Below are 24,159 nucleotides of genomic sequence, written 5' to 3'. Positions count from 1 at the left end.
CATCGCAGTTTGCTTTAGCAGACTGCATCATATAAAGCTTCTAAATTCAAAGAACCTGCAATTCCCTACCTTAAAAACTGATGCTTTTTGATGCGAAATTTCCGAAAGCTACCGATTGCTTGTGATTTGTAAATGCCGGCATCACCAGAAAACAGGTATGCGGTAATGCAGACCAGGGCAATGTAAACCGAAGATTCTATTCCAAATAATTCAATTCCCATTAATATGCAGGCAAGCGGTGTGTTGGCTGCGCCAGAAAAAACAGCCACAAATCCCATTCCGGCCAATAAACCAACCGGAAGCGGGATGTAGAAACTTAGAAAACTTCCAAGCGTTGCGCCAATAAAGAATAGCGGCGTTACCTCACCACCTTTAAAACCACAACCCAAGGTTAGCGCAGTTAGAAAAAGTTTAATAGCAAAGGCATCATAAGGCTCTTGTTGAGTAAAAGACTCTAAGATTACCGGAATTCCCAGTCCAATAAATCTGGAATTCCCCAATCCATAAATAATAATAACCAATAAAATCCCACCAATTAATGGCCGGATGGGTGGATATTTTATTTTCCCAAATAAACCTGCTATCGTATGGTTCAAAACCGAAAAACTTCTGGCAGCTAAACCAAAAATTATTCCAGCACCGAGCGATAATATTAGGTTGATTACACTCATTTGTGGCACCAATGCAATTGAATAATGCGTGTGGCCAACGCCCCAGGCTTTGCAGGCATAATCTGCAATTATTGCGGTGATCAGTGCAGGGAAAATAGCTGAATACAGCAGGCTACCCAATACAAACACTTCGAGGCCGAAAACTGCACCAGCCAGCGGCGTTCCAAAAACGGAAGCAAAACCTGCACTAATGCCGCAGATCAAAATGATTTTTCGGTCGGCAGCTTGCAGCTTAAATATTTTAGTCAGCTGATCTGCAAAAGCACCTCCAATTTGTACCGCCGTGCCTTCGCGCCCTGCAGAACCGCCAAATAAATGAGTAATAATTGTTCCGGCGAAAATTAGTGGAGCCATCACAAATGGAATAACCTGTTTTGGGCTTTGCAATTCTTCAATTAACAGGTTATTCCCTTTAACAACGTCTTTTCCCCAATAGTGATAGCTAAAGCCTATAGCTAATCCTGCCAGGGGCAGAAAAGCAATCATCCATAAATGACTTTCCCTAAAATCAGTCGCCCAGTTTAAAGTAGCTAAAAATAATGCAGAAGCTGATCCCACCGTGGCCCCAATAAGTGTGAAAAAAAATACCCACTTCGGGATATTCATTAAAATGGATATAAAATCTTGCTTTTTAAAGCGATTGAAAGACAGAAGAGGTCCTTCCGTTAAATTTTTAACAGGCATTTGAATTCAATTTTAAATAAAATCGTAGGAGTCATCAGCCTGTCTGGGCGGTTTTGGCGGTACCCCATCGCCATCAGGCCAAATGTATAAATTTTAGCCATTTCTACAAAAATCTTTATCACCTTTGCATTAATAAATAAAAAAAATGGACTTCACACCAGAGATAAAAGACAAACTTGACCGACTTCAGGAAAAATATACTGCAATGGGGCAGGATATGGCCTCTTACCTGGATGGATTGCTCTATGCTGATTTTCTAACCTATTGGGATTATATTCATCTGGACACGTTGCTAAGCCTCCAGAGCCCGAAAACGCCAATTCCTGATGAGGAAATTTTTATCATGTATCATCAGATTACGGAGTTATATTTCAAGTTGTCTTTACATGAATGCCGTCAAATTGCTGAACATGAAAATTTAACTGTCGAATTTTTTACCGCTCGTGTTAAAAGAATTAACGCTTATTTTAATGCGCTAACCACCTCTTTTGAAGTGATGGTTGATGGTATGGAAAAGGAACAATTCCTGAAATTTAGAATGTCACTTTTACCTGCAAGCGGTTTTCAGTCTGGTCAATATCGGATGATCGAGATTTGCGCCACAGATTTTATTCGTCTTGTAGATAAAACTAAACGTGAAGAATTGGCTAAAGCTACGATTGAAGAACAGTTTGAATACATTTATTGGAAATTCGGTGCTACAGAACTTGCCTCGGGAAAACAAACGTTGACCTTAAAGCAATTTATTAAAAAGTATGCTGCGCAGTTTTTACAGTTGGCGAAAGATCGCACGTTCACTAATTTTTCTGCGTTATATCATCAGTTAGAAGCTCAGGGAAATGATGTTTCTGCGCTTGCAGAAGAGTTGCGTAAACTGGATTTATACGTAAATGTAGAGTGGCCGCTATCCCACTATAAATCTGCGGTACGTTATCTGGAGAAAGATCCTGTTGATGTGGCCGCCACTGGAGGAACAAACTGGCAAAAATATTTGCCGCCACGTTTTCAGAAAAGAATTTTTTATCCTTTCTTATGGACAGAAGAGCAGATGGAAGAGTGGGGAAAAGGTTGGGTGCTTAGTGTACTCAAAACACTCAGAAACAAAGATTAATATCTAATAAATCTATTATAAAAGCGGCTTTTTTGCTAATTTGCGCAAATACAACAATGATTAAATTATTGGATGAGAGAACAACTTAATTTGCTGGATGCAAATCATTCACTCATTCAAAAATTATTCATAAAAAATTCAAATACAATGACCGAGACATTAGAGATAAAAATCACTAAAGCTGACGAAACTCGTTTAACAGTTACTGATTTTTCTGAATTACCGTTCGGTAAAGTTTTTACCGATCACATGTTTACAGCCGACTATGAAGACGGCGAATGGAAAAATTTGCAGATTCTTCCATATGGACCGATTCCAATGAGCCCGGCAATTTCTGCGCTTCATTATGGGCAGGCAATTTTTGAAGGTTTAAAAGCTTACCGCTTACCTGATGGAAAAATTAGTGTCTTCCGTGCAGATAAAAACTTCGACCGTTTTAATAAGTCTGCCGCCAGGATGTCTATGGCAACCATTCCTGAAGAGATTTTTATGCAAGGCTTGGCTGCGTTAATTGCTGTTGATGAAAAATGGGTGCCAAATCAGCCAGATTATGCGCTTTATATTCGTCCGGTAATGTTTGCTACAGATCCTTACCTGGGTGTTCGTGCCTCAGATTCGTATAAATTTGCGCTTCTCACTACGCCTACAGGACCATATTACAGTTCTGCTTTGAAAGTTAAGATCGAAACTGAATATACCCGGGCTGATGAAGGCGGTGTTGGTTTTGCAAAAACTGCCGGGAACTATGCCCGTTCATTGTATCCTTTTGAACAAGCAAGAAAAGAGGGTTTTGATCAATTAATCTGGACCGATTCTATTGCCCACGAATATATCGAGGAAGCAGGAACAGCGAACTTAATCTTCGTAATTGATGGTAAATTGGTTACTCCATCGGTAAGAAGTACAGTATTAGACGGTGTTACCAGAGATACAATTATCAAACTGGCTAAAGAATCGGGAATCGAAGTGGAAGAACGCAGAGTTTCTGTTAAAGAGGTTATTGAAGGGATTCAAAATGGAAGTTTAACTGAAGCTTTTGCTGCTGGTACAGCTGCAACGGTAACTCATGTTGGCCAAATTGGTTATAAAGGTGAAATTTATCAGTTAACAGACCCCTCAATCAGAAATATTTCTAACGGTATTGCTAAAAAATTGAATGATATCCGTTACGGTTTAGCTCCGGATGAATTTGGTTGGAACTGGATTTTGTAACAACACGTTATAATATACAAGGCGCAATATGGAAACGTATTGCGCCTTTTCTTTAGTTTTAGCTTTTAACTAATCCAGAATTACTACGCCTTTAGCTTCAAAGGCTACTTCCTTTTTAGGGTCGGTTATTTTCGCTACTTCCTCTGGTGTTTTTTTCGCATCTTCCGCATAATGACGTAAAGTTTCTACTGAGATCGTCTGTTTTTTTGCTAGACCATCTAATACAACGTTTTTGCCGACAATATCCATCGGCATAAAAAAAGCATAATCTTTAAAAGTTACCCTCATCGGATCGCCGTTTGGCATCTCTAACGTCATCCAGCAACCCTTTTTCTTGCAAACATCAACAACTTTTCCTTGAATTTTCATGTCGGCTGTTGTTTTATTGCCCATTGCAGCTTCCATTTTAGCTGCAGGTTTAACCTCTCCGGGTTTAACTTCTTCTCCAAATTTTCGACCTGTATATGCGGTTTGAGCATATCCGGCGATAGCAAATAGGCAAAAGCTCAGACTTATAATGATTTTTTTCATTAGCTAGGATTTAGGATGATTTGATTTAGTTATTAATCTGATCTAAAGTTATTTAAATTTTAATAAATAGCGCATAACAAAAAAAAGTCCTCGTTAGCTCTCACTAACGAGGAAAATCATCCCTATTGTTTAGATCACATCCCATGATCTAAGACACAATATCTAAGGCAAACGTGAATCCAAAAAACCACAAAGCACTAACGTTACGGTACAATCATCTGATATTAAGTATTTTATGTGTTTTTACAGGCGGTGTCGAATAAATTTATCCTTTAAAGAATGGGGAATTTAGATATCAAACTGGGAAAATCTGTTGAATAATTTCCCCTATTTTACCGAGCCTGCTAACCAAAAATCATTTCAAATACTTCTTCAATTTTGCTTACTGCTTTAATTTCCAGATTATATTTAGCAATATCAATTCCTTTAAGGTTATATTTTGAAATATAAATGGTTTCAAAACCCAACTTATCTGCCTCGGCAATGCGCTGCTCAATCCGGTTTACAGCCCTGATTTCTCCAGAAAGGCCGACTTCTGCTGCAAAACAGTTTTTAGATGAAATGGAAATATCCTGGTGAGAAGAGATAATCGCGATTAAAACAGCCAAATCAATAGCGGGATCTTCCACCCGGATTCCACCTGCAATATTTAAGAAAACATCTTGCGTGCTCAGTCTAAAACCACAACGTTTTTCCAATACCGCCAAAAGCATGTTCATTCTCTTGGTATCAAAACCAGTAGCCGAGCGTTGCGGTGTGCCATAGGCAGCAGCGCTCACTAAGGCTTGTGTTTCAATCAACATCGGCCTTGCGCCTTCAAGCATAGCAGAAATGGCAATGCCGCTTAGTTCTTCGTCGCGTTGTGAAAGTAATATTTCAGAAGGATTGGAGACTTCTCTCAAACCACTTCCCTGCATTTCATAGATTCCAAGTTCAGCCGCCGCCCCAAAACGGTTTTTTATAGACCTTAGGATTCGATAAACGTGATGCCTGTCGCCTTCAAACTGGAGAACAGTATCTACCATGTGTTCGAGGATTTTCGGACCAGCAATGGCGCCATCTTTGGTGATGTGACCAATTAAAAAAACGGGCACACCTGTTTCTTTCGCGAAACGAAGCAGCTCTGCTGTACATTCGCGCACTTGCGAAACACTTCCCGGGGTAGAATCGATATGGGAAGAATGCAGGGTTTGGATGGAATCAACCACTAAAATCTCCGGTGCTAAGATTTCAATTTGCTTGAAAATATTTTGTGTCGATGTTTCTGTAAGGATGTAGCAGTCTGCGGATGGACTTTCCTTAATCCTTTCGGCCCGCATTTTAATCTGCTGCTCGCTCTCTTCGCCAGAAATGTAGAGCAGTTTTTTCCCTTTGATGTTCAATGCCAGTTGTAGCATGAGGGTAGATTTTCCAATACCAGGTTCACCGCCAATTAATACCAGTGAGCCTTCTACCAGGCCACCGCCCAGAACGCGATCCAGCTCTTTATCGCCAGTTAAAATTCTTCGTTCAGCAGACGATTGGATTTCATCAACCTTACTGGGTTTACTTAATTTTCTGGAACTTGTTTCGGTTTTCCAGGTGGGTACTGATGCCGCAGTTTTCTCAATTATCTCTTCAACCAAGGTATTCCATTGTCCGCATGACGGGCATTTTCCCAACCATTTTGCAGACTCATAACCACAGCTTTGACAGAAATATGCCGTTTTTGTTTTTGCCAATTGATTTCAATTTTAGAATACGAATTTACCCTTTACGATGCGAATGTGGATTTATTTTTTTTAACAATTTAATAAGCTAATCAACCTTAATTCAAACATCAGTCTTCAGTAGCTTATTTAATTCCTCATCTCTTCCTAAAGCCATTTTAATAGTATTTTAGGTCGAATGAGGTCATTCCATTTAGAAAAGAAACTTTCTTACCGCCTGATGGTTTTTAAATGAAATTACAAGTTTGCAAAATTCGTATATTTGTACATATTACATGGGAAAACAAAAATTTTTTGATACTGCGATTAAGCAGGAACGGGCCATTTTGGTTGGGGTAATTACGCCAGGCGAGAAGGAGGAACAAACAAGAGAATACTTAGATGAGCTGGCCTTTTTGGTAGAAACAGCTGGTGGTAAAGTAGAAAAAAACTTCACTCAAAAGATGCTGAAGCCAGAACGTGCCACATTTGTGGGTACGGGTAAGCTGGAAGAGATTAAAGCATATGTTAAATCAGAAGAAATAGATACCGTAATATTTGATGATGAGTTATCACCATCTCAACTGCGTAATATCGATCGGGAACTTGGCGTAAAAGTATTGGATCGCAGTAACCTCATCCTCGATATTTTTGCCAGCAGGGCGCAAACAGCGCAAGCTAAAACGCAGGTAGAATTAGCGCAGTTGCAATATGTTTTGCCTCGTTTAACGGGGATGTGGACTCACCTTGAGCGTCAGAAAGGTGGAATTGGGATGCGTGGACCAGGTGAAACGCAGATAGAAAGTGATAGACGGATTATTTTAAATAAGATCTCTTTATTGAAGGAGCGGCTAAGGCTGATCGATAAGCAGAACGAAACGCAGCGGAAAAACCGTGGCGAGCTTATGCGTGTAGCTTTGGTGGGTTATACCAATGTTGGTAAATCAACCATCATGAATATGCTGTCTAAATCTGAAGTATTTGCCGAAAATAAACTTTTCGCCACGCTGGATACCACTGTAAGAAAAGTGGTAATCGAAAATCTCCCTTTTCTGTTATCCGATACGGTTGGATTTATCCGAAAATTGCCTCATCATTTGGTAGAGTGTTTTAAATCTACGTTAGATGAAGTAAGAGAAGCCGATATTTTGATTCATGTGGTGGATGTTTCACATCCTAATTTTGAAGATCAGATTCACATCGTTAACGAAACCCTTAAGGATATTGGAGCCATTGATAAAGACATGATTTTAGTTTTTAATAAAATCGATGCTTATGTTTCGCCTGAAACCGAGGGAGATGATGATGATGGAAAATTGAGTTTAGAAGACTTCAAAAAAAGCTGGATGAGCCATGGTAAAGTGCCGGTTCTATTTATTTCAGCAACACAGAAAGAGAATATAGAAGAGTTTAAAACTTTATTGTACAATAAGGTAAAAGCTGTACACACAGTAAGGTACCCGTATGATAATTTACTTTATTAATAATAGAAGATATGGAAAGTAAACGTCAGCAGAAATTTGCAGGAGTACTACAGGAAGAATTGGCGCAGGTTTTTCAGCGTGATGGTGGCGCATTTTTGCCAAACACTCTGGTAACCATTACCCGCGTAAGGGTATCGGCTGATTTAGCCGTAGCAAAGGTTTATCTTAGCTTTTTTAATACCACAAATACGACATTATCGATCAATACAGTTAATTCACATGCCGGAGAAATCCGATATAAATTAGGTGCCAGAATCCGCCATCAGGTGAGGGTAGTGCCAGAACTTACCTTTTTTGTAGACGATACGAATGAGTATGTAGAGCGTATGGATCATATTTTTGAAAAAATTGCGAAAGAGCCAAGGCAGCCGGATGAAGAGGCTGAATAGTCTTTTTTTAATCTGCTTTAAGCCTGAAGATTTTACGCCCGCATGGTAGCTATACCTGCGGGTTGTTTTTTTAAGATTGATATCCATATTTATTTATAATGAAAACATTTGAGCAGGTTATTCTTGCGAACGCAAATTCCATTAAAAAGGTAATTGATTTTGACATAAGCAACGATCGGCTTTTGCCATTAGATTTTACCGCACAAAATATAGAATTAACGGATGAAACTTTAGCGGATACTGATTTGTTCTCCAACTGGGTGAATGAAAAACTTTTGAAGCACAGTGCCCGATATGGAATTGGCGGTTACAATGAACATCGAACCATATATACCCGCAGTGCCCATTTCGATACGGAAGAGGAGCCGCGAAGATTACATTTAGGTGTAGATATTTGGGGTCCTGCCGGAACAGCAATTTATAATTTCTATGATGCCACTGTTCATAGTTTCGGAAACAACAACCATCTTGGAGATTATGGTGCAACGATTATCCTATCCTATCATATTGACGGTTTCCAATTCCATTCGTTGTATGGGCATTTAAGTCTGGAATCTTTAAATGAGTTGAAGGAGGGAAGCTTTGTTCCTGCCGGAGCGAAAATAGCAACATTAGGCGCAAAGGATGAAAACGGGAATTGGCCACCTCATTTACATTTTCAAATTATCCGGGATATGAATGGTTTGAAAGGAGATTATCCCGGTGTGTGTAAGTTCAGCGAACGGGAGGAGTATTTGAAAAACTGCCCCGATCCAAATTTAGTTCTGTCGCTTCAGTTTAAGAACAGAATGCCCGGATAAATTCAGGTTTGATCTTCAACCCCGTTTTTTACGTAAATTAGAATTATGAAAGTGCTTTTTACCATTTGTTTTGTTTTTATCAGTGCGCTTGCTTCTTCACAAGTGCAGTTTAAATCGGGAAAGGGGAACTTCACTGATTTTTTGAGGGAAAACACGATTTATCCTTCCTTTTCAAAAGCAAATTGCATTCAGGGAACAGTAAATATAAGCTTTAAGTTAGATAAGCAGGGCAAGATTTATGCTTCAAAAGTGAGCAGGGGGATTTTGACTGATTTAGATGATGAAGCCCTAAGGTTAGTGCGTTTAAGTAGTGGGAAATGGCAGGTGCCCGCTGGCTACGACACCACAACAGCAGTAGTTATTCCCGTTAATTTTAAATTAGAAGGCTTCAATTGCGAAGGAAAATCGAGCTCAGCTATGGAAACCGCAATTAGGGCTTACCAATCGGAAGAAGCTTTAACCAACTCGGTGATTAACTTCTATAAGAATATTGATCAGGCCAAGCCAGGTCAGGAGTTTCAGTTTATCGCCATAAAAAAACAATTAGGGATTGATGATGAATACCTCAACTCTAGAATAGAAACAGGGTTACAAAAGATTAAACAAGGCGATAAGCAAGGTGCTTGTGAAGATTTTTCGTTTGTTAAAAACATGGGGAGTAATTTAGCAGATACTCAACTCTCGAAATATTGTAAATAGATGAAAAACACATTGAGGTTTTTTGCTTTCCTGGACCTGATTAGCATTATTTTATTGGGGAAACAGTTTTGGGGAATGATTACCCATATTCAGGAGACTCCGGATCAGTTGGTTTCGCAGGTAAAAGTATGGCTAACATTGTTTTTATTTGTGCTGCTTTTTGTTTCTGCAATTGGCCTGCTGATGGTTAAAAAAATCGGGTTTATTGCCTATTATATCCAGTTTCCATTTCGATTAGTAGTCTGGATTTTTTCTGTTGGCTTCATTACTTATTTGCCTGAATTGCTGAATTTGAGTGAGGCCTGGTTTAATATCCTGTTTCGCATTTGCTTCATTGCGGAGTTTTTCAGGCTATATTTTACGGTTCGAATACACAGAAGACATTTTTAAATGGAGTTTCGGTTGTGAGCTATTCTGATTTTAAACCACAGTTGGGCACAGAGAAACACAGATCAGGTGTTAAATTTTAGGTTATATTGGTATTAAGTATTGAAGATCTCAGCATAAGTCCGGTGGAAGGAGTATTAAACTAAATAGAACACAGCGCTTATCTGTGTTTATCCGGTATATCTGCGTTATTGAATCAATATTTCAAACTATAAAATTACGGTTACTGAAGCTGGTAAAATTTCTGCGGTTACTTCGTTTACCTTGCCAACATATTCCCCATCAATCTGGAAGTGGGCCTTATATTTGGAGAATATTTTCACTTTCGATGTTTGAAAAACTTCAATTTTTTTAGGGTTGAAAGGCAATTTTGTAAGCCAGATTTTCAGAATCTCCAGATAAGAATAATCCTTAACCACAATGATCTCGAATAATTCGTCGTTGAGTTTACCATCCGGGTTAATTTTCAGTCCTGTTCCGTACATTGTTGCGTTTGCTATAGCCACCATTGCTGCTGCAGATTTTATGGTTTCGCCCTTAATGTTCAATTCAATCTGCATTCTTTTGTGGTTCCACAAGGCATGCCATGTGGCCTTGGCATAGCCCCACATGCCGCGTTCTGGCAATGTATCAAACTTCTTAACCAGATAAGCATTAAAGCCAAGATCAGAAAGGTGGATGCAAATTTCGTTATTCAGCTTAATAGCGTGAATTTGATGTGGTTTGCCCGTTAAGACCAGATCTAATGCCTGTTCAATCTCAGTCGGGATTCCGAGTTCTTTTGCCATTCCGTTCGCAGAGCCGGCCGGAATAATCCCAATCGGAACATCGGTATTGAGTAAACATTCTGCAACAAGTTTTAGTGTCCCATCGCCGCCAACTGCTACCACCCGATCTGCTTTTTCCTGTTTAATCTTATCTTTTATTTGTTCAATAGCGCAATCTTTTGGAAGTTCAAATAATTCGATTGACACTTCTTTTGATGAAAAGTGTGAAGAAATCACTTCCTTGAAATTGATATTGTGGCTACCTGAGCCAGGATTTATGATGAACAGTAATTTCATGTGCTTAACCTAATGGTTTAAAACACAAACAACTTTTGCTAAACTCTGTTTTAATATCAATGAATAAATCTGTAAGTGTAAAAGTTTATCATGGTTATGGGCACAAGCATAACCTGGTTGTTTATGGTCATGTGTTTAAGCGCAAATCGAAAGTAAAGCAGGTTTACAGCAACAATATCTTTGTAAATATCATTCACCTTTTAAAATTATTCATTTTACAACCATATCCTTCAGTAGCGGTGCAACTTCAGTTTTACGGACAAACAATTTATCAGAAGACTGAAAAAGATGGTTTTTTTAAGTTTGAATGGGAAGCTGAAGAAGATGTATCGGCCGGGTGGCACTACGTAAAAGTAGAGGCTGTGGATCAGGAAGGAAATATTCTGAATACTGGTGAAGGGAAAGTTTATGTACCACACATTACGCAATATGCCTTCATCTCTGACGTGGACGATACCGTGATGATTTCGCACTCTGCAACCATTGGAAGAAGGCTTAGGGAGCTGTTTATTAAAAATCCACATACCCGAAAAACATTTCCAGATGCGGCAGATCATTATCAGCTACTTGCTTTATCGCATACTAAGCCAGATCAGCCTAATCCCTTTTTTTACGTAAGCAGCAGCGAGTGGAATTTATATGATTACCTGCTGGAAACCTTTCGGTTTAATAAACTTCCGGATGGTGCTTTTTTGCTTAATACCCTAAAAAAGTGGAGCGATTTACTAAAAACAGGTAAGACCGGCCACGAGGGAAAGTTGCTTAGAGTAATGCGTATTTTGGATGCTTTTCCAAATCAGAAGTTTATTTTTTTCGGTGATAATTCGCAGCAGGATCCGCAAATTTATACCCAGATTGTGGAAAAATATCCTGAAAATATTGAAGCAATTTATATCCGCAATATCAGGACTGAAAAGGGTGATCAAACCCTAGAATTATTAAATAAAGCAAAAGCCAAGAATGTGAATACATGTTTATTTAATACCAGTGACGAGGCAATTCAGCATTCTAAAACTATTGGTCTCATTGAATAATCATGCAGCATTTTATATTAAACCTTTAAGAAATTGATTTGCCAAATGGCGTAAAGGCAAGGTTCATTAGTTTGAAGTGTTGCCTTCCGAATGGAATGCCAATGATGGTGATGCAAAATAAGATTCCGAAAAATAAATGGGTAAGCGCAATCCAGAAACCACCGCATACCAGCCAAAGGAAATTCATAATGGTAGATAAACAGCCGGTATTGGAAGAAGTATCGGTGATTTTAACTCCAAAAGGTGCCAGGCCAACTATTGCAAATTTGAAACACTGAATGCCAAAAGGGATACCTATAATGGTTAAACAAAGGATTAATCCGCCAATAATGTATTCGAAGAAAATAAAAATTCCACCAAAAATTACCCAAATAATATTACCTAGAAAGTTCATTTTCTTTTTTTAATTTAAGATCGGTTTTTGATAAAAATGTTACAACTATCTATTAAATCTTCTTTTTTCATCGCCTGATTATTCTTAATTTAACCACACACACAAAAGAAACACATGATGAAAAAATTAATGATTTTGGCCACGCTGGTGGCTGGCTTTGCATTATTCGATGTTAAAGCACAAACCGTAAATGGAGTGCGGCTAAGTGAAATTACTGCTGATTACATCCAGATAAAGCAAATTGAGCGAACTTTTTCCGATAAGGTTTTTATTGAGGTAGAATATGGCCAGATTACTTCTGATTCAAACAATCTTTGCATCAAAGATGACAACGGAAAAAAAATGGAATTTAATTCTGCTTTAGAATTTGTTAACAAGGTGAAATCATATGGCTATGAGCTGTTTCAGGTTTTTTCAGAACGTGAAGCCAAAAGCGATAGTAGTGCTGTATATGTTTTGAAAAAGAAATAGTTTACCTTTCACAGAAGTAAGACTTATAAAAGCCTAGTCGGCTAAACGGGTAGCAACGAAAACGCCGGCAATTTTTCTATTGCCGGCGTTGTAGCAGGACAGGAGCAGCCGAAGCAGGCACAGGTTTTGCTTTCTAAATTTTAGATAAAATCCAGCGTGTTAAATTTTTTATTTAGGATTTCACTGTTATTTACATCCAGCCATTTGTCTAAAATGGTGCCGTAAACCTGCCGAAAATCCAATTGGTATTTTAGGTCGCCGCCGTCTAAATCACTCAGGTTTGGTGCAGCATTAAAAATTCCTTGTTTTTTTAGGCGACCGCCAAAAATAAACATATTATTGGCCGTTCCATGATCGGTACCATTACTCGCGTTTTGTTCCACCCGTCGGCCAAATTCTGAAAAAGTTACTACCAGCGTATCTTCGAGTTTGTTATTGGCTTTCAAATCTTTTAGAAAAATTGCCATGCCTTCGCTATACTGTTTTAATAAATTACCCTGTTGGGTGGTTTGATTTACATGGGTATCGAAACCGCTAAGAGATACATAATAAACCCTGGTTTTTAACCCTGATGAAATAAATTTTGAAACCGTTTTGAGCTGGTTGGAAAAACCGGTATTTGGATAGGTGGCTTTAGATTGATAAATTTTAGAGGTGTTTTGGATGTAGCTTGCCGATGACTGGGTTTCGATCATGGTTTTATACAGATAACCTAAATTATCTTCGTCTAAATGTTCTTTATCGCCTTGCAATACGGCTTTGAAAAATGGATTATTCGTATTGCGAAATAAGGCCGCGGGATCTTTCAAGGCGATTCCTTTTTTAGTCTGACCTTTCATGGCTAACGACAATGAGTCATCTACCTCGATGGCAGTGTATGGAAACTTGCAGGTTTGGCAATTGCTATCCAGGTAACGCCCAATCCATCCGGTGGAAAGAAACTGGTTACTGTCGCTACCGGTTTGCCAAATATCCATCGATCTAAAGTGCGAACGATCAGGGTTTGGATAGCCTACATCATTAATAATCGTCATCCAGCCCTGATCATGAATTTCTTGCAGGGCAGCCATATTCGGGTTCAGCCCCTGCATATCGTTCAGCTTAATTACATCTTCGGGTTTAATGGCGATATTTTTTCTTTTTTGATAATAAATATCGTTTCCAAAAGGTACAACGGTATTTAAACCATCGTTACCACCTGAAAGTTGCACCACCACCAGATTTTTATAAAGGCTTAACTCATCAAGCGCCATCGCTTCCAGCGGTTTCATAAATGCAGGAACAAATAATGATCCTGCAGCAACAAACCCTGTATTTCTTAAAAAATTTCTTCTGTTCATCTCCTTCGGATTTTAGGTTTAGCCCAACTGATATTCGGGCATACTGGTAATTTCTACGGCTGTGCTTCTGAGGCCCTTATTGTCGCTCACCATTTTTATTATCTTATCATTCAGTTTAGGCTGTAATAAAAACTCCGTAAGTTCAAGAGGCGAAATCCGCTTAGGTAAAGTATCTATAAATTTTGGCCAATCGGCATTTGCATTCACATAAGATTTTGGTTTAGCCTTGGCATTTGCATTTGCCGTGGCACTTCTGTTTAAGGCAATTACAGCTTCATCTTCCGGATCGGCTTTGCCACTGAAATCAATCTCGCCATCATTTAATACCAACGATGGAATCCGCATTCTCAACATTAGTGAAGAGCTGTCGATCCAGCTTTGCCCGCCTGGCCACCCTGCAACATTGGGTGGGTTAAAAAGGTATTGGCCCAAACTACTTTGTAATTGAATGAGTATTTGCGGCTTGTTATAGGTTACATAAAACTCACGGCTCAGGCCAACCAAAAATTCTACGGGCGATTTAATTTTAGTACCCACATTTTCTGAATTGTAAAACCAATCAGCAGTGAACATTTTTTTTACCAATTCTGAAATCTGATAATTAGACGCGTAAAAATGACTGCTAAGTTCTTTCACATGATCTTCATTAGGTTGATCATTTACAAAGAATTTATAAATTTTTCTAGCAATAAATGTAGCCGTTTCTGGTTTTTCTAAAATGAGATCGATGATGTTTTCTCCGTCAAAATTACCTGTTTTGCCAAAAAAAGTTTTAGGGCCTTCGTCGTGCAGGTTCTGGCGGAAGATGAATGTTCCGTCTTTATCATACATCCAGCCAGTAAAAGACCTGGCAGATTCTTTAATGTCATGCTCAGTATAATTTCCTCTGCCCAGGGTGAAAAGCTCCATCAACTCCCGTGCAAAATTCTCGTTCGGTTTGCCCTTTCTATTTTGTTGATTATTTAGATACTGCAGCATTGCTGGCGATTTTGAGACTTCCACGAGCAGTGTTTTAAAACTTCCTAATCCGTGTAGCCTTTGAATGTTATTAAGCTGCTGTGCATAAAGCGGATCATTGCTGCGGCAGGCGAAATGTCCATGCCAAAAAAGGGTCATTTTTTCGCGGAGGGGAGATGTGGTATTGATCATTTTATTCACCCAGGTAATGTTCAGGTCTTTACTCACTTCATTCTGCATTCGAACGATTTCCTGACGCATTTTTTTCTCTTCATCATTTAGATCTTTTTTTGCGTATAAACCAGATTGAATCAGCATTTGACGTTTAGATTCCATCCCATCAACCAAGGTTATCAAATCGTTAGGCTTTGGTTCTTTGAGCAGGTCTGAAACAACCTTATCAACATTTTTTCTGCTGAGTTTTTGTAAATCGGAGTAAGAGATCCCAAATCCTGCTCTGTTATAAAGATGCTTTACTTTGAAGAAATTTTCTTTGGCGCTCATAATTAACAGTTTAACTGTATGACATAATTTAAACGTCTGGGTTTAATCATTATTTTCTTTCTTATTTTTGAAGATGTTTTTTCGACTGCCAGACCATGAAATGGTTTTTCCCGATCCAGCTTTGGCTGAAGAAGATGGTTTACTTGCTATCGGTGGCGATTTAAGTATGGAGAGGCTACTGCTGGCTTATTCAAACGGCATTTTTCCGTGGTTTAGCGAAGGAGAGCCAATCCTGTGGTATTCGCCACATCAAAGATGTGTAATTTATCCTGATCGCATTCTGGTGAGTAAAAGCATGAAAAAAGTATTGCGTGATGAAGTATTTAAAATTACAGTGAATACCGCATTTGAAGAAGTGATTTTAAGTTGTGCCAAAACTCCAAGGAAGGGCCAGGATGGAACGTGGATTACCAACGAGATGCAGGCTGCTTATATTAACCTCCATAAAAATGGTTTTGCCCATAGTGTGGAGGTTTGGCTGGATGAGCAACTGGTGGGCGGTTTGTATGGTTTAAAGGTGAACCGGGTGTTTTGTGGCGAAAGTATGTTCAGCAAAGTTAGTAATGCTTCAAAAGCGGCATTAATTTATTTGAGCAAGCTAAATATTGATTTGATTGATTGCCAGTTGCCAAACGACCATTTGTTGAGTTTAGGTGCCGAGATGATAGAGCGGGGTGTTTATATGAAAGTACTTCAAGCTGAATAGGATTAATAAAATAAAAAAACCTGCAAAGGTGATTTGCAGGTTTTGAAGAATTATAAGTCTCTAATCCAAATGTTTCTGAAGCTAATCGGCGGACTTGGGTCGCCGTGATCTTGAAGTTTAATAGATGTTGCGCCATGTTTTTTGTATTCCGGGGCACCAATCCACCTCGTTTCACCTTTTACAACAAAATTGTTTTGTAATAATACACCGTTAAGGATTACGGTTACGGTTGCAGGTTTTGAAACTGATCCATCTTCATTAAATCTTGGCGCATTCCAAATGATATCATAGTATTGCCATTCACCTGGTTTTTTATTTGCATTGGCTAACGGAATCCCCTGTTTGTAAACGCTTCCGGTTTGGCCATTCACATAAGTTTTATTGTTATAAGAATCCATGATCTGGATCTCATAACCATTATCTCCTGGCCCTGTAGAAGCTAAAAATACACCGCTATTTCCTCTGGCCTGGCTCGTTCCGGTAATATTTGCAGGAATTCGCCACTCCATATGAAGCTGATAATCGGTAAATTTTTTATTGGTTTCAATATTTCCGGTGCCTTTTTTTACAGTGAAAAAGCCGTCATCTATTGTCCAGGCAGCAGGTTTTGAAGGATCATTAACCGAATGCCACGCATCCAGGTTTCTGCCGTTAAACAAAATTGTCGCGTCAGAAGGTGCTTCCTGAGGGAGGCCCCCTGGAGTAACAGTTTTAGGAACTGGTTCCCAGACTTCTGTTTTAGCAGCTTCTTTCGCCGGATCTGTTTTTTTTTCCTGCGCTAATGCCGACATACCAAATAGAGTTGGAATAAAAAGTAATGCGTATTTGCTCATAATTGTAGGTTATCTTTTTTAAAGTTAACCAGTTTATTAAGAAAAGGAAATTTCGTGTTCAATTTATTACGCCAAATCATCAGCAAGATAAGTTTCCCTGACAATGATTTCATCTGGTGCCAATTCTTCGCGCTGCTCCTGCAAATCTTTTAGCGGGCAATATCCGGTTAAGCCCCTATAAAGTAAGCCGGCACCGGCTGCCGCGCCTGTTAATGCAATTACCGGATGTGAAAATACATTTGTTAACCCTTTGAAAAGCAGGTAAGTTCCGGCTGCGCCAGATAACCAGCGTTCTGATGTTGAAATGTTTTGAAATAATTCAGGGTATTTCCAGGCCTCTTTTACATTGTCGATGGCTCTATTTAAATTTTCGTTTTCCATGATAATAGATTTATGTTAACTACTTAACAATTAGAAAATGATAGAGTTTTAAAATGATAAAGAGAATTTTATAACGCTTAAATCTAAGGCTAGTTTAAGATATCCCTGATATCATCTTTACTTAACGATTTAAAGAAACTTTCTTCGGTGGTAATTAAAGAATTTGCCAGTGTTTTTTTGCGGTTTTGCAAAGCCAGAATTTTTTCTTCTACCGTATCTTTTGCAATGAATTTATAGATAAAAACCTTTTTATCCTGGCCAATTCTATGCGTTCTATCGATGGCCTGTTGTTCTACCGCAGGATTCCACCATGGATCTAGAATAAACACATAATCAGCCTGGGTTAGGTTTAAACCAACTCCTCCAGCTTTTATAGAAATTAAGAAGACCTTTAAATCTGTATTCTGCTGAAACTCTGATACAATTTCACCACGGTTGCGCGTAGAACCATCCAGGTATGCAAAAGGTATATTTTCTGTTTCGAAATGCTTCTTAAAAATATCCAGGTGCTTTACAAATTGCGAAAATACCAGTACTTTATGTCCGCCTTTAAGCACATTATCCAGTGTGTGAATTACGTTTTCAAATTTGCCTGAATCCGAAAGGTATGCGCTATCAATCATAATCGGGTGGTTGGCCAGTTGGCGTAAGGCCGTTAAGCCTTGTAACAGCTGGACTTGCTTTTGTGCAAAAGTTCCATCATCCATGCTTTGAAGTAAATCATTGCGATAGGCCGATTTTGTTTTCTCATAATAAGCCGCCTGATCCTCGCTCATATCACAGTAGATTACCTGTTCCGTTTTTGGTGGTAATTCTGCAGCAACTTGCTCCTTGGTTCTGCGCAGCACAAATGGCTTGATAATAGATTGTAGTTTCCGTGCCTTTTCCTCATCCTTTTTCTTCTCAATAGCCTGCACATATTCCTCATTAAAAAATGCCTGAGTGCCTAATAAACCCGGGTTTAAAAAAGTAAGTTGCGACCACAAATCACCTACAGAATTCTCTACAGGCGTACCACTCAAAATAAGCCTATGTCTGGATTTCAGACTTCTTACCGCTTTAAATGACTTAGATGCAGGATTTTTAATATTCTGACTTTCATCCAGAATTACATAATTAAAATAAAAGTCTTTCAATTCCTCTACATCAACTCTCGTTACGCCGTAAGTGGTGATGATGATATCGTAATTTGCAAAAATGGCTACATCTTTATTCCGGTTACTACCCGTATGGGCATAAATTTTCAGTTTTGGTGTAAACTTTTTAGCCTCCGTTAACCAGTTATAAATTAATGAGGTAGGCATGATAATGAGAGAGGTGCTTGGAGTAGCCGCTGCCTGATCATCTTCTTTCACTTTTTGCAACATGGCCAATGTCTGGATGGTTTTACCCAAACCCATATCATCTGCAAGGCAGCCACCAAAATTATATTCGCGTAAAAAGCTAAACCAGTTATAGCCTGCTTTTTGATAATCACGAAGACTACCTTTAAAGTGCACCGGCATTTGCGTATCTGCAATATCTTCAAAATCTGTTAGTCGCTGAAGCTTACGTTCCAGTGTAATATTCGCCAAACTATCTTCGGCTAGATCATTAAGTAAGCCGATATGGTGTTTTTTTAATCTGAGGTTTTTGCCTGTTTCTGCTAAACTAAACAAACTACCGTATTGCGTGAACCATTTTTCAGGAATTATCGCTACTTCACCATCTGGTAAAAGAAATTCTCTCCTTTTATGGAGAATATGCTGTTTAAGGGAAAGAAAGGGAATCTGATATTTGCCAAACCAAACTACGGCGTTAATGTCAAACCAGTCGTTTCCTTCTTTAACTTCTAAATCGATTTTGCTGGTGCCAAATACAAAACGTTTCTGACCGGTAGATTGCTCAATTTCAAAACCAAGCGATTCGAGCATTTCGATGTGTTCATTTACCCAGTTAATGGCGGCATAACTTGGATTTTCTTCGCTGCTGTTTACTTCAAGGTTATTGAAAAGTGCACTGGTTTTTTTTAGGCCTAGCGAAAGAAGTAGATTGAACTGTTTTTTCTCCCAGTCGGCAGAGCGTTTAATGCGGTGGAAAATATAATTATCTGCGGTTTTCTCCAACCGAACCGTTACCTTATGTGCATTTTCTATAGAGAAATTGTATTCGCCATATTTAAAATACAGTTGAATCTGAGATATTCCGCCATCAACATATAATACTTTGATAACGGGTGTAGCTTCAAATTGTTCTGTTCTGATTTCGAAACCTTCGGCATAAACATGATGCTTTTCTATCAATGGAGCAACAAATTTTTCAAAGTATGTGGCTTCTGTAGATTTTGGAATGGAAATGTATCGTTTAGCTAAAAAAGGCTGAAGTTTTTTGCCTTCAATATCCTGATCAAAAAAGTATAAAACATCATTTAGCAATAACCAGGCAGGTTTATTGCTGATGATTTGTGCTTCCTTGAACATAAATTCAATTCGCAGATTCTGGTATTTAATGGTTGGGAAATATCGTGTTTCGGTTTCGTTTCTACGGAAATGGAATAGAATTGACGCAGGTTCGGTGGCCAGCTCAATTTTGCGTTCTACAGGCCAGCCGTCTTTGTCCATTACATAAAGTTCATTCTGAACCTTTAGTATTTCGAGTGCCTCAGCAAGTTTTTTTTCTATTTTAGGTCTAACGCTTTCATAGAATTTATCATCGAATATTTTCGCGAAGAATTCGGTAGGCCGGATTAGCTTTTTATAATGTTTTTTGATGACTGAATCTTGTTCAATATCGTCAAGAATTTTGATCAGCTTATAATCAATGTCTGTTAAACAGGCTTTAAATTCTTCGGCAGTATGGGTGAAAATCCTTTGATAAGTGAAGGAAAAATCTCCATTCGGATTAAGTTGAACAATGTGAGGTTCAATTAAATAGCCCAGGTACTCATGTTTGCACAATGAGTAAACAATTTTACAAGCTTTTGAGCTATCTACGCGTAACATTGAATGGTTTGAAAAAGATTAATTGGTAGCCTCTTAAAAAACTTTAAACTTACAACATTTTTGGTACTACATCAAAAGATTTGTAACAATTTAAGTGAAAAATCTTTTTTATCCCTGATGTTATCTAATTTATATCAGATCGGTCTTTCAGCAGATATTTTCTTTTGGTTTAGAAATTTTTTCAAATTTCTTTGTGTGCTGAACTTAGTCATTCTGGCGATTAAATTTATTTCTTGATCAACCGGGAATTGAACTGCACCTTTACTCCGTTGGTAGTTTTAGATCGCGCATTTAGAGGCTTCAATTCCAATAGCGAAATAAACCAGAATATCTTAATGTTTAAACGCGGGCATTTTATAGCTAATATTTCCTTTGGGGCGGGCACTGCTAAGTGAATGGCCTTTACTTACCTGCTACAGGATCTTTTGTGTAGCAGCCGGAAACTGAGTAATAGACTCTGGTTCTTGTTTTTCCAGAATATGCTTGTATTGATGTGAAATTTAAAAAGTTAAATAAATTATTGACTGATGATAATGTCGTGTTTAGTCAATAAGCCTGCTAATCCGGACTGAGAAAACCTGGCTTTTTTGATTCTGTTTTTATCGGGATCAATTATGTAATGAGTTGCGGTTCGGAAATCAGTTTTTTCAAGATTGGTCCTGTCGAATGTTGCGTTAAGGAAATCGCAGTAATCGAAACTCGAATTGCTTAAGTCAGATTCGGTAAAATCAACTTCGTGGAGTTGGTTGTTTTTAAAATTAGTCTTTTTTAACTTTAGCTTATAAAAGGATGAATGATCCAATTTACAGCTATCGAAACTAAATGCGAGACCAAAATCGTTGCAGTTTTCGAAACGTAAGCCTAACATTTTGCAGTCTTTGAAATTTACCTCATTAAATGAGGTTTTGGTTAGCATAGCCAGGCTTAGGTTACAGGAAACAAACTCACAATTTAAAAACCTGACGCCACTTAAATCTGAACCGGAGAAGTCGCAGTATGTAAATTTGCAGTTTTCATATTCGCCTTTTGGCAGTGCTCTTAAGGTGAAATCGGCTTTTTCGAAGGTTTGCTCAGCTATGTATTCAGACATTAGGTAATGGGGTTTTTAACGAGACGAAGATAAAGATTTTATGTTTGAGCAGGAACAGAATGAAGTTTTTAGCACAGTTTTTTGTTGGATAAACCTGACAGTAACGGAAATACTTTTTGTACGCTGGCTGGAAAGATTACCCGGTTGCTTCCTCTTCGCACTAACGAAAATAAGGAAGGGGTAGCATTCAAAAAGATTGAAGTGGATGGCAGGGCTGAACCGGCCAAGGATTGTTGCCGTTGATTTTCAAAATGATTTTAATTCGCCTATGCCTAAAAATTTTGTAAAAAAAATCCTCTAAACATTTGCTTAGAGGATTTGTATGTTTAGTCTTCGACTTGCTTAGACGAATAATTCTTATTTTGTTGCGTACATTACTTCTTTAACCGCTTTAACTACTTTATCTGCATTTGGTAAGCTCGCTGCAATTAAAGTTGGAGAATATGGAAGTGGAACATCAGCACAAGTGATTCTTAAAACCGGAGCATCTAAATAGTCGAAAGCTCTTTTTTGTACCATGAAAGCAATCTCGCCAGAAAGTGATGCCAAAGGCCACGCTTCTTCTACTACAACCAAACGGTTTGTTTTCTTAACAGATTTGATAATGGTATCATAATCGATAGGACGAACCGTACGTAAATCGATCACTTCAACATTAATACCTTCTTTAGTCAATTCTTCTACAGCAGGGTTTACCACGCGGGTTAACATTTTACCGAAAGTTACAATGGTAACATCAGTACCTTCTTTGGTTATGTTTGCTTTACCAAATTCGATGTAATATTCTTCTGCTGGAACATCACCCTTATCACCATACATTACTTCAGATTCCATGAAAATAACCGGGTCTGGATCAATAATAGCTTGTTTTAGTAAACCTTTAGCTTCGTATGGAGTTGATGGAATCACAACTTTTAAACCTGGAGTGTTTGCAAACCAGTTTTCGAAGTTTTGGGAGTGTTGTGCACCTAACTGGCCAGCGTTACCTGTTGGACCACGGAAAACCATAGGACAAGAGAACTGACCACCGCTCATTGATAATATCTTCGCAGCACCATTGATGATCTGGTCAATTGCTACCAAAGAGAAGTTAAATGTCATAAACTCTACAATTGGAATAAGGCCAGCAGTTGCGGCACCAGTTGCAATCCCAGCGAAACCTAATTCGGCAATAGGGGTATCGATAATACGTTTAGCACCAAATTCATCAAGCATGCCCTGACTCACTTTGTATGCACCGTTATATTCTGCTACTTCTTCACCTAATAAAAAAACGCGGTCATCTTTACGCATTTCTTCTTGCATGGCTTCGCGTAGTGCTTCTCTAAATTGGATTTCTCTCATTGTAAATTTTAATAACGGTGGCAAATATAATTATTAATCGCTTTGAAACCAAAGGCAATAATGCGTGTATTTTGTAATAATTATAGTGAGCAATTAGCAGTTTTTTTGGCGATAAAACTGATATTTACCTGGATCTGGAGAAATCTGAAATTTTATTTCGCAGCGCTTTGAAATATGTGGTTATTGTATTAAGAATGAAGTGCTTTTCGAAATATCTGCTTAAAAAAAGCAATTGTGCAAACTTGTAATATTTGTATGCATTTTTATTAATGATTTGGATTGATTAGTCCATAAATTTCACTGTCGAGGAATTTTCCTTTGAAATAGTAGTCTTGCTTAAAAAGTGCTTCTTTTACGAAGCCATGTTTGATTAATATTTGTCTGGAAGCTTCATTTCCCGTATTGATATTTGCCTTAATGGTATGTAAATTCATGGTTTCGAAACCAAAATCTATTGCTTTTTTTAGGGCTTCGGTGATTATTCCCTTTCTCCAGAAATCAGGATGAAGCATATAGCCGATTTCTGCCCTGTGATTGGCATAATCTGTTTGCCAAAAGCCTACTGTACCAATCATTTGTTCTGGATTTTCTTTTAACACGATTATCCAGGCCAGGTTATTGCCATTTTCAAAACCTTCATTAAATTTTGTAATAATCGTTTTTATCGTTAATAAATCTGCTGGCCGCTCTCTATCAATGTATTTCATTACCCTTTCATCGGTACGCATGGCATATAAGGTTTCTGCATCTGAGAAGCTATGTTCTCTTAAAATTAGTCGTTCGGTTTCGAGAACAGGAAATTTAGTAAAATTTAGCGTGAGCATTTTTTAATATTTTTTAATCAAATTTAAACTTATCGGCGAATTCTTTCGCTTCTTCTGCGAATGATTTTTTACTGTGGTGTTTTTCTTGATTCTTTATATAGTTGGTTACAATCTCAACATTCGATTCACTTACTGAAACAGCATAATACTCGTTTTGCCACATAAAGGTTTCATCAGTCAGCTTGTTTTTATTAATCCAGAAAGCAGATTCACCTTTAATCAGCTGTGCTATTTTCGCTATACTCTGTTCTCCTCTTATTGAAATGAGACAGTGCAGATGATCAGTATAACCATTAACAGCTTGTAGGAAAATCGATTTTTCTTTACAATTTTCAATAATATGGCTTTGTAGTTTATAGCGGATGTTCTTGGTTAAATAGGGATGCCGGTTTTTAGTTGAGAACACTAAGTGAACCCAAATTCTTACATACGACATGTTTCAAAGTTTAACTAAAAGCCAATATAAGGTTTTTTTGGATAATTGGTAGCAGTGAGCTGAAGCGGACTGCCATGAAATGGATGGTGGCTATAGCGCTGGTTTTATAGCGATTTCTGGGTTCATCGTCATTGGTTTCAACCA

At 38.3% G+C, this 24,159-nt stretch carries 24 protein-coding genes and 1 riboswitch; of the genes, 10 read left to right on the top strand and 14 right to left on the bottom strand.

What is annotated here, in order from left to right; genetic code table 11:
- Positions 1-65: 65 nt before the first annotated feature.
- The gene (locus GJU39_RS15550; protein ID WP_154281905.1) at positions 66-1,355 is read right to left on the bottom strand and encodes a voltage-gated chloride channel family protein; all 1,290 of its coding nucleotides are present in this window, start codon (positions 1,353-1,355) and stop codon (positions 66-68) included.
- Between the two features lie 18 nt (positions 1,356-1,373).
- A riboswitch (Fluoride riboswitch) is annotated at positions 1,374-1,436 on the bottom strand.
- Positions 1,437-1,500: 64 nt separating this feature from the next.
- On the opposite strand from GJU39_RS15550, the gene GJU39_RS15545 reads away from it, so the two are divergent.
- Together GJU39_RS15545 and GJU39_RS15540 are read left to right on the top strand one after the other, a co-directional pair.
- The gene (locus GJU39_RS15545; protein ID WP_154281904.1) at positions 1,501-2,466 is read left to right on the top strand and encodes a tryptophan 2,3-dioxygenase family protein; all 966 of its coding nucleotides are present in this window, start codon (positions 1,501-1,503) and stop codon (positions 2,464-2,466) included.
- Positions 2,467-2,613: 147 nt separating this feature from the next.
- A complete protein-coding gene (locus GJU39_RS15540; RefSeq protein ID WP_154281903.1) occupies positions 2,614-3,678 on the top strand; it encodes a branched-chain amino acid aminotransferase in 1,065 nt (354 codons plus the stop codon).
- 69 nt (positions 3,679-3,747) lie between these two features.
- On the opposite strand, the gene GJU39_RS15535 is transcribed toward GJU39_RS15540, so the two are convergent.
- Together GJU39_RS15535 and radA are read right to left on the bottom strand one after the other, a co-directional pair.
- Positions 3,748-4,209: a DUF4920 domain-containing protein gene (locus GJU39_RS15535; protein ID WP_154281902.1), complete on the bottom strand. Its 462-nt coding sequence runs from the start codon at positions 4,207-4,209 to the stop codon at positions 3,748-3,750.
- A 344-nt stretch (positions 4,210-4,553) separates the two neighbouring features.
- Positions 4,554-5,930 (bottom strand): DNA repair protein RadA, encoded by a 1,377-nt coding sequence (gene radA / locus GJU39_RS15530; RefSeq protein ID WP_154281901.1) that lies wholly within the window; start codon positions 5,928-5,930, stop codon positions 4,554-4,556.
- Between the two features lie 263 nt (positions 5,931-6,193).
- On the opposite strand from radA, the gene hflX reads away from it, so the two are divergent.
- The 5 genes from hflX (at position 6,194) to GJU39_RS15505 (ending at position 9,659) form a co-directional block, all read left to right on the top strand.
- On the top strand, positions 6,194-7,381 hold the full coding sequence (gene hflX / locus GJU39_RS15525) for a GTPase HflX (protein WP_154281900.1): 1,188 nt from the start codon (positions 6,194-6,196) through the stop codon (positions 7,379-7,381).
- Positions 7,382-7,392: 11 nt separating this feature from the next.
- A complete protein-coding gene (rbfA, locus tag GJU39_RS15520) occupies positions 7,393-7,770 on the top strand; it encodes a 30S ribosome-binding factor RbfA (protein ID WP_154281899.1) in 378 nt (125 codons plus the stop codon).
- A 98-nt stretch (positions 7,771-7,868) separates the two neighbouring features.
- Positions 7,869-8,570: a peptidoglycan DD-metalloendopeptidase family protein gene (locus tag GJU39_RS15515; protein ID WP_154281898.1), complete on the top strand. Its 702-nt coding sequence runs from the start codon at positions 7,869-7,871 to the stop codon at positions 8,568-8,570.
- Positions 8,571-8,615: 45 nt separating this feature from the next.
- Complete coding sequence (locus GJU39_RS15510; protein ID WP_154281897.1) at positions 8,616-9,269, top strand: TonB family protein; 654 nt, start codon at positions 8,616-8,618, stop codon at positions 9,267-9,269.
- A complete protein-coding gene (locus GJU39_RS15505) occupies positions 9,270-9,659 on the top strand; it encodes a hypothetical protein (RefSeq protein ID WP_154281896.1) in 390 nt (129 codons plus the stop codon).
- Between the two features lie 206 nt (positions 9,660-9,865).
- Here the strand turns inward: GJU39_RS15505 and GJU39_RS15500 are convergent, their stop codons facing one another.
- Complete coding sequence (locus GJU39_RS15500; RefSeq protein ID WP_154281895.1) at positions 9,866-10,720, bottom strand: diacylglycerol/lipid kinase family protein; 855 nt, start codon at positions 10,718-10,720, stop codon at positions 9,866-9,868.
- Positions 10,721-10,779: 59 nt separating this feature from the next.
- Here GJU39_RS15500 and GJU39_RS15495 point away from each other — a divergent pair, with 59 nt between their 5' ends.
- Positions 10,780-11,754, top strand: a complete 975-nt coding sequence (locus tag GJU39_RS15495; RefSeq protein WP_154281894.1) for an App1 family protein — start codon at positions 10,780-10,782, stop codon at positions 11,752-11,754.
- Between the two features lie 25 nt (positions 11,755-11,779).
- Here GJU39_RS15495 and GJU39_RS15490 read toward each other — a convergent pair whose 3' ends face one another.
- Positions 11,780-12,148 carry a YccF domain-containing protein gene (locus GJU39_RS15490; protein WP_154281893.1) on the bottom strand — a complete coding sequence of 123 codons (369 nt, stop codon included), beginning with the start codon at positions 12,146-12,148 and terminating at the stop codon, positions 11,780-11,782.
- Positions 12,149-12,262: 114 nt separating this feature from the next.
- Between GJU39_RS15490 and GJU39_RS15485 the strand changes: the two genes are divergently transcribed.
- On the top strand, positions 12,263-12,619 hold the full coding sequence (locus GJU39_RS15485) for a hypothetical protein (RefSeq protein ID WP_154281892.1): 357 nt from the start codon (positions 12,263-12,265) through the stop codon (positions 12,617-12,619).
- 140 nt (positions 12,620-12,759) lie between these two features.
- Here the strand turns inward: GJU39_RS15485 and GJU39_RS15480 are convergent, their stop codons facing one another.
- Positions 12,760-13,959 (bottom strand): DUF1501 domain-containing protein, encoded by a 1,200-nt coding sequence (locus GJU39_RS15480; protein ID WP_154281891.1) that lies wholly within the window; start codon positions 13,957-13,959, stop codon positions 12,760-12,762.
- A gap of 18 nt (positions 13,960-13,977) precedes the next feature.
- Positions 13,978-15,420 carry a DUF1800 domain-containing protein gene (locus GJU39_RS15475; RefSeq protein ID WP_154281890.1) on the bottom strand — a complete coding sequence of 481 codons (1,443 nt, stop codon included), beginning with the start codon at positions 15,418-15,420 and terminating at the stop codon, positions 13,978-13,980.
- 73 nt (positions 15,421-15,493) lie between these two features.
- Here GJU39_RS15475 and aat point away from each other — a divergent pair, with 73 nt between their 5' ends.
- A complete protein-coding gene (gene aat / locus GJU39_RS15470; RefSeq protein WP_154281889.1) occupies positions 15,494-16,126 on the top strand; it encodes a leucyl/phenylalanyl-tRNA--protein transferase in 633 nt (210 codons plus the stop codon).
- A gap of 50 nt (positions 16,127-16,176) precedes the next feature.
- On the opposite strand, the gene GJU39_RS15465 is transcribed toward aat, so the two are convergent.
- The 7 genes from GJU39_RS15465 to tnpA all read right to left on the bottom strand — a co-directional run bounded on the left by GJU39_RS15465 (position 16,177) and on the right by tnpA (position 24,015).
- Entirely contained in the window at positions 16,177-16,959 is a 783-nt protein-coding gene (locus tag GJU39_RS15465; protein WP_154281888.1) for a 3-keto-disaccharide hydrolase, read from the bottom strand.
- A gap of 66 nt (positions 16,960-17,025) precedes the next feature.
- A complete protein-coding gene (locus GJU39_RS15460; RefSeq protein ID WP_154281887.1) occupies positions 17,026-17,340 on the bottom strand; it encodes a YgaP-like transmembrane domain in 315 nt (104 codons plus the stop codon).
- Between the two features lie 89 nt (positions 17,341-17,429).
- The gene (locus GJU39_RS15455) at positions 17,430-20,321 is read right to left on the bottom strand and encodes a DEAD/DEAH box helicase (RefSeq protein WP_154281886.1); all 2,892 of its coding nucleotides are present in this window, start codon (positions 20,319-20,321) and stop codon (positions 17,430-17,432) included.
- 517 nt (positions 20,322-20,838) lie between these two features.
- Positions 20,839-21,411: a pentapeptide repeat-containing protein gene (locus GJU39_RS15450; protein ID WP_154281885.1), complete on the bottom strand. Its 573-nt coding sequence runs from the start codon at positions 21,409-21,411 to the stop codon at positions 20,839-20,841.
- 357 nt (positions 21,412-21,768) lie between these two features.
- Complete coding sequence (locus GJU39_RS15445) at positions 21,769-22,755, bottom strand: pyruvate dehydrogenase complex E1 component subunit beta (protein WP_154281884.1); 987 nt, start codon at positions 22,753-22,755, stop codon at positions 21,769-21,771.
- A gap of 266 nt (positions 22,756-23,021) precedes the next feature.
- Positions 23,022-23,579: a GNAT family N-acetyltransferase gene (locus GJU39_RS15440; protein ID WP_154281883.1), complete on the bottom strand. Its 558-nt coding sequence runs from the start codon at positions 23,577-23,579 to the stop codon at positions 23,022-23,024.
- A gap of 13 nt (positions 23,580-23,592) precedes the next feature.
- Positions 23,593-24,015 (bottom strand): IS200/IS605 family transposase, encoded by a 423-nt coding sequence (gene tnpA, locus GJU39_RS15435; RefSeq protein ID WP_154281882.1) that lies wholly within the window; start codon positions 24,013-24,015, stop codon positions 23,593-23,595.
- Between the last annotated feature and the right edge of the window lie 144 nt (positions 24,016-24,159).

This window comes from Pedobacter petrophilus (genome assembly GCF_009674725.1).
Lineage (GTDB): Bacteria > Bacteroidota > Bacteroidia > Sphingobacteriales > Sphingobacteriaceae > Pedobacter > Pedobacter petrophilus.
The sequence above is the reverse complement of the archived record's forward strand: the minus strand, read 5'-3'. Positions and strand labels throughout refer to the sequence as shown.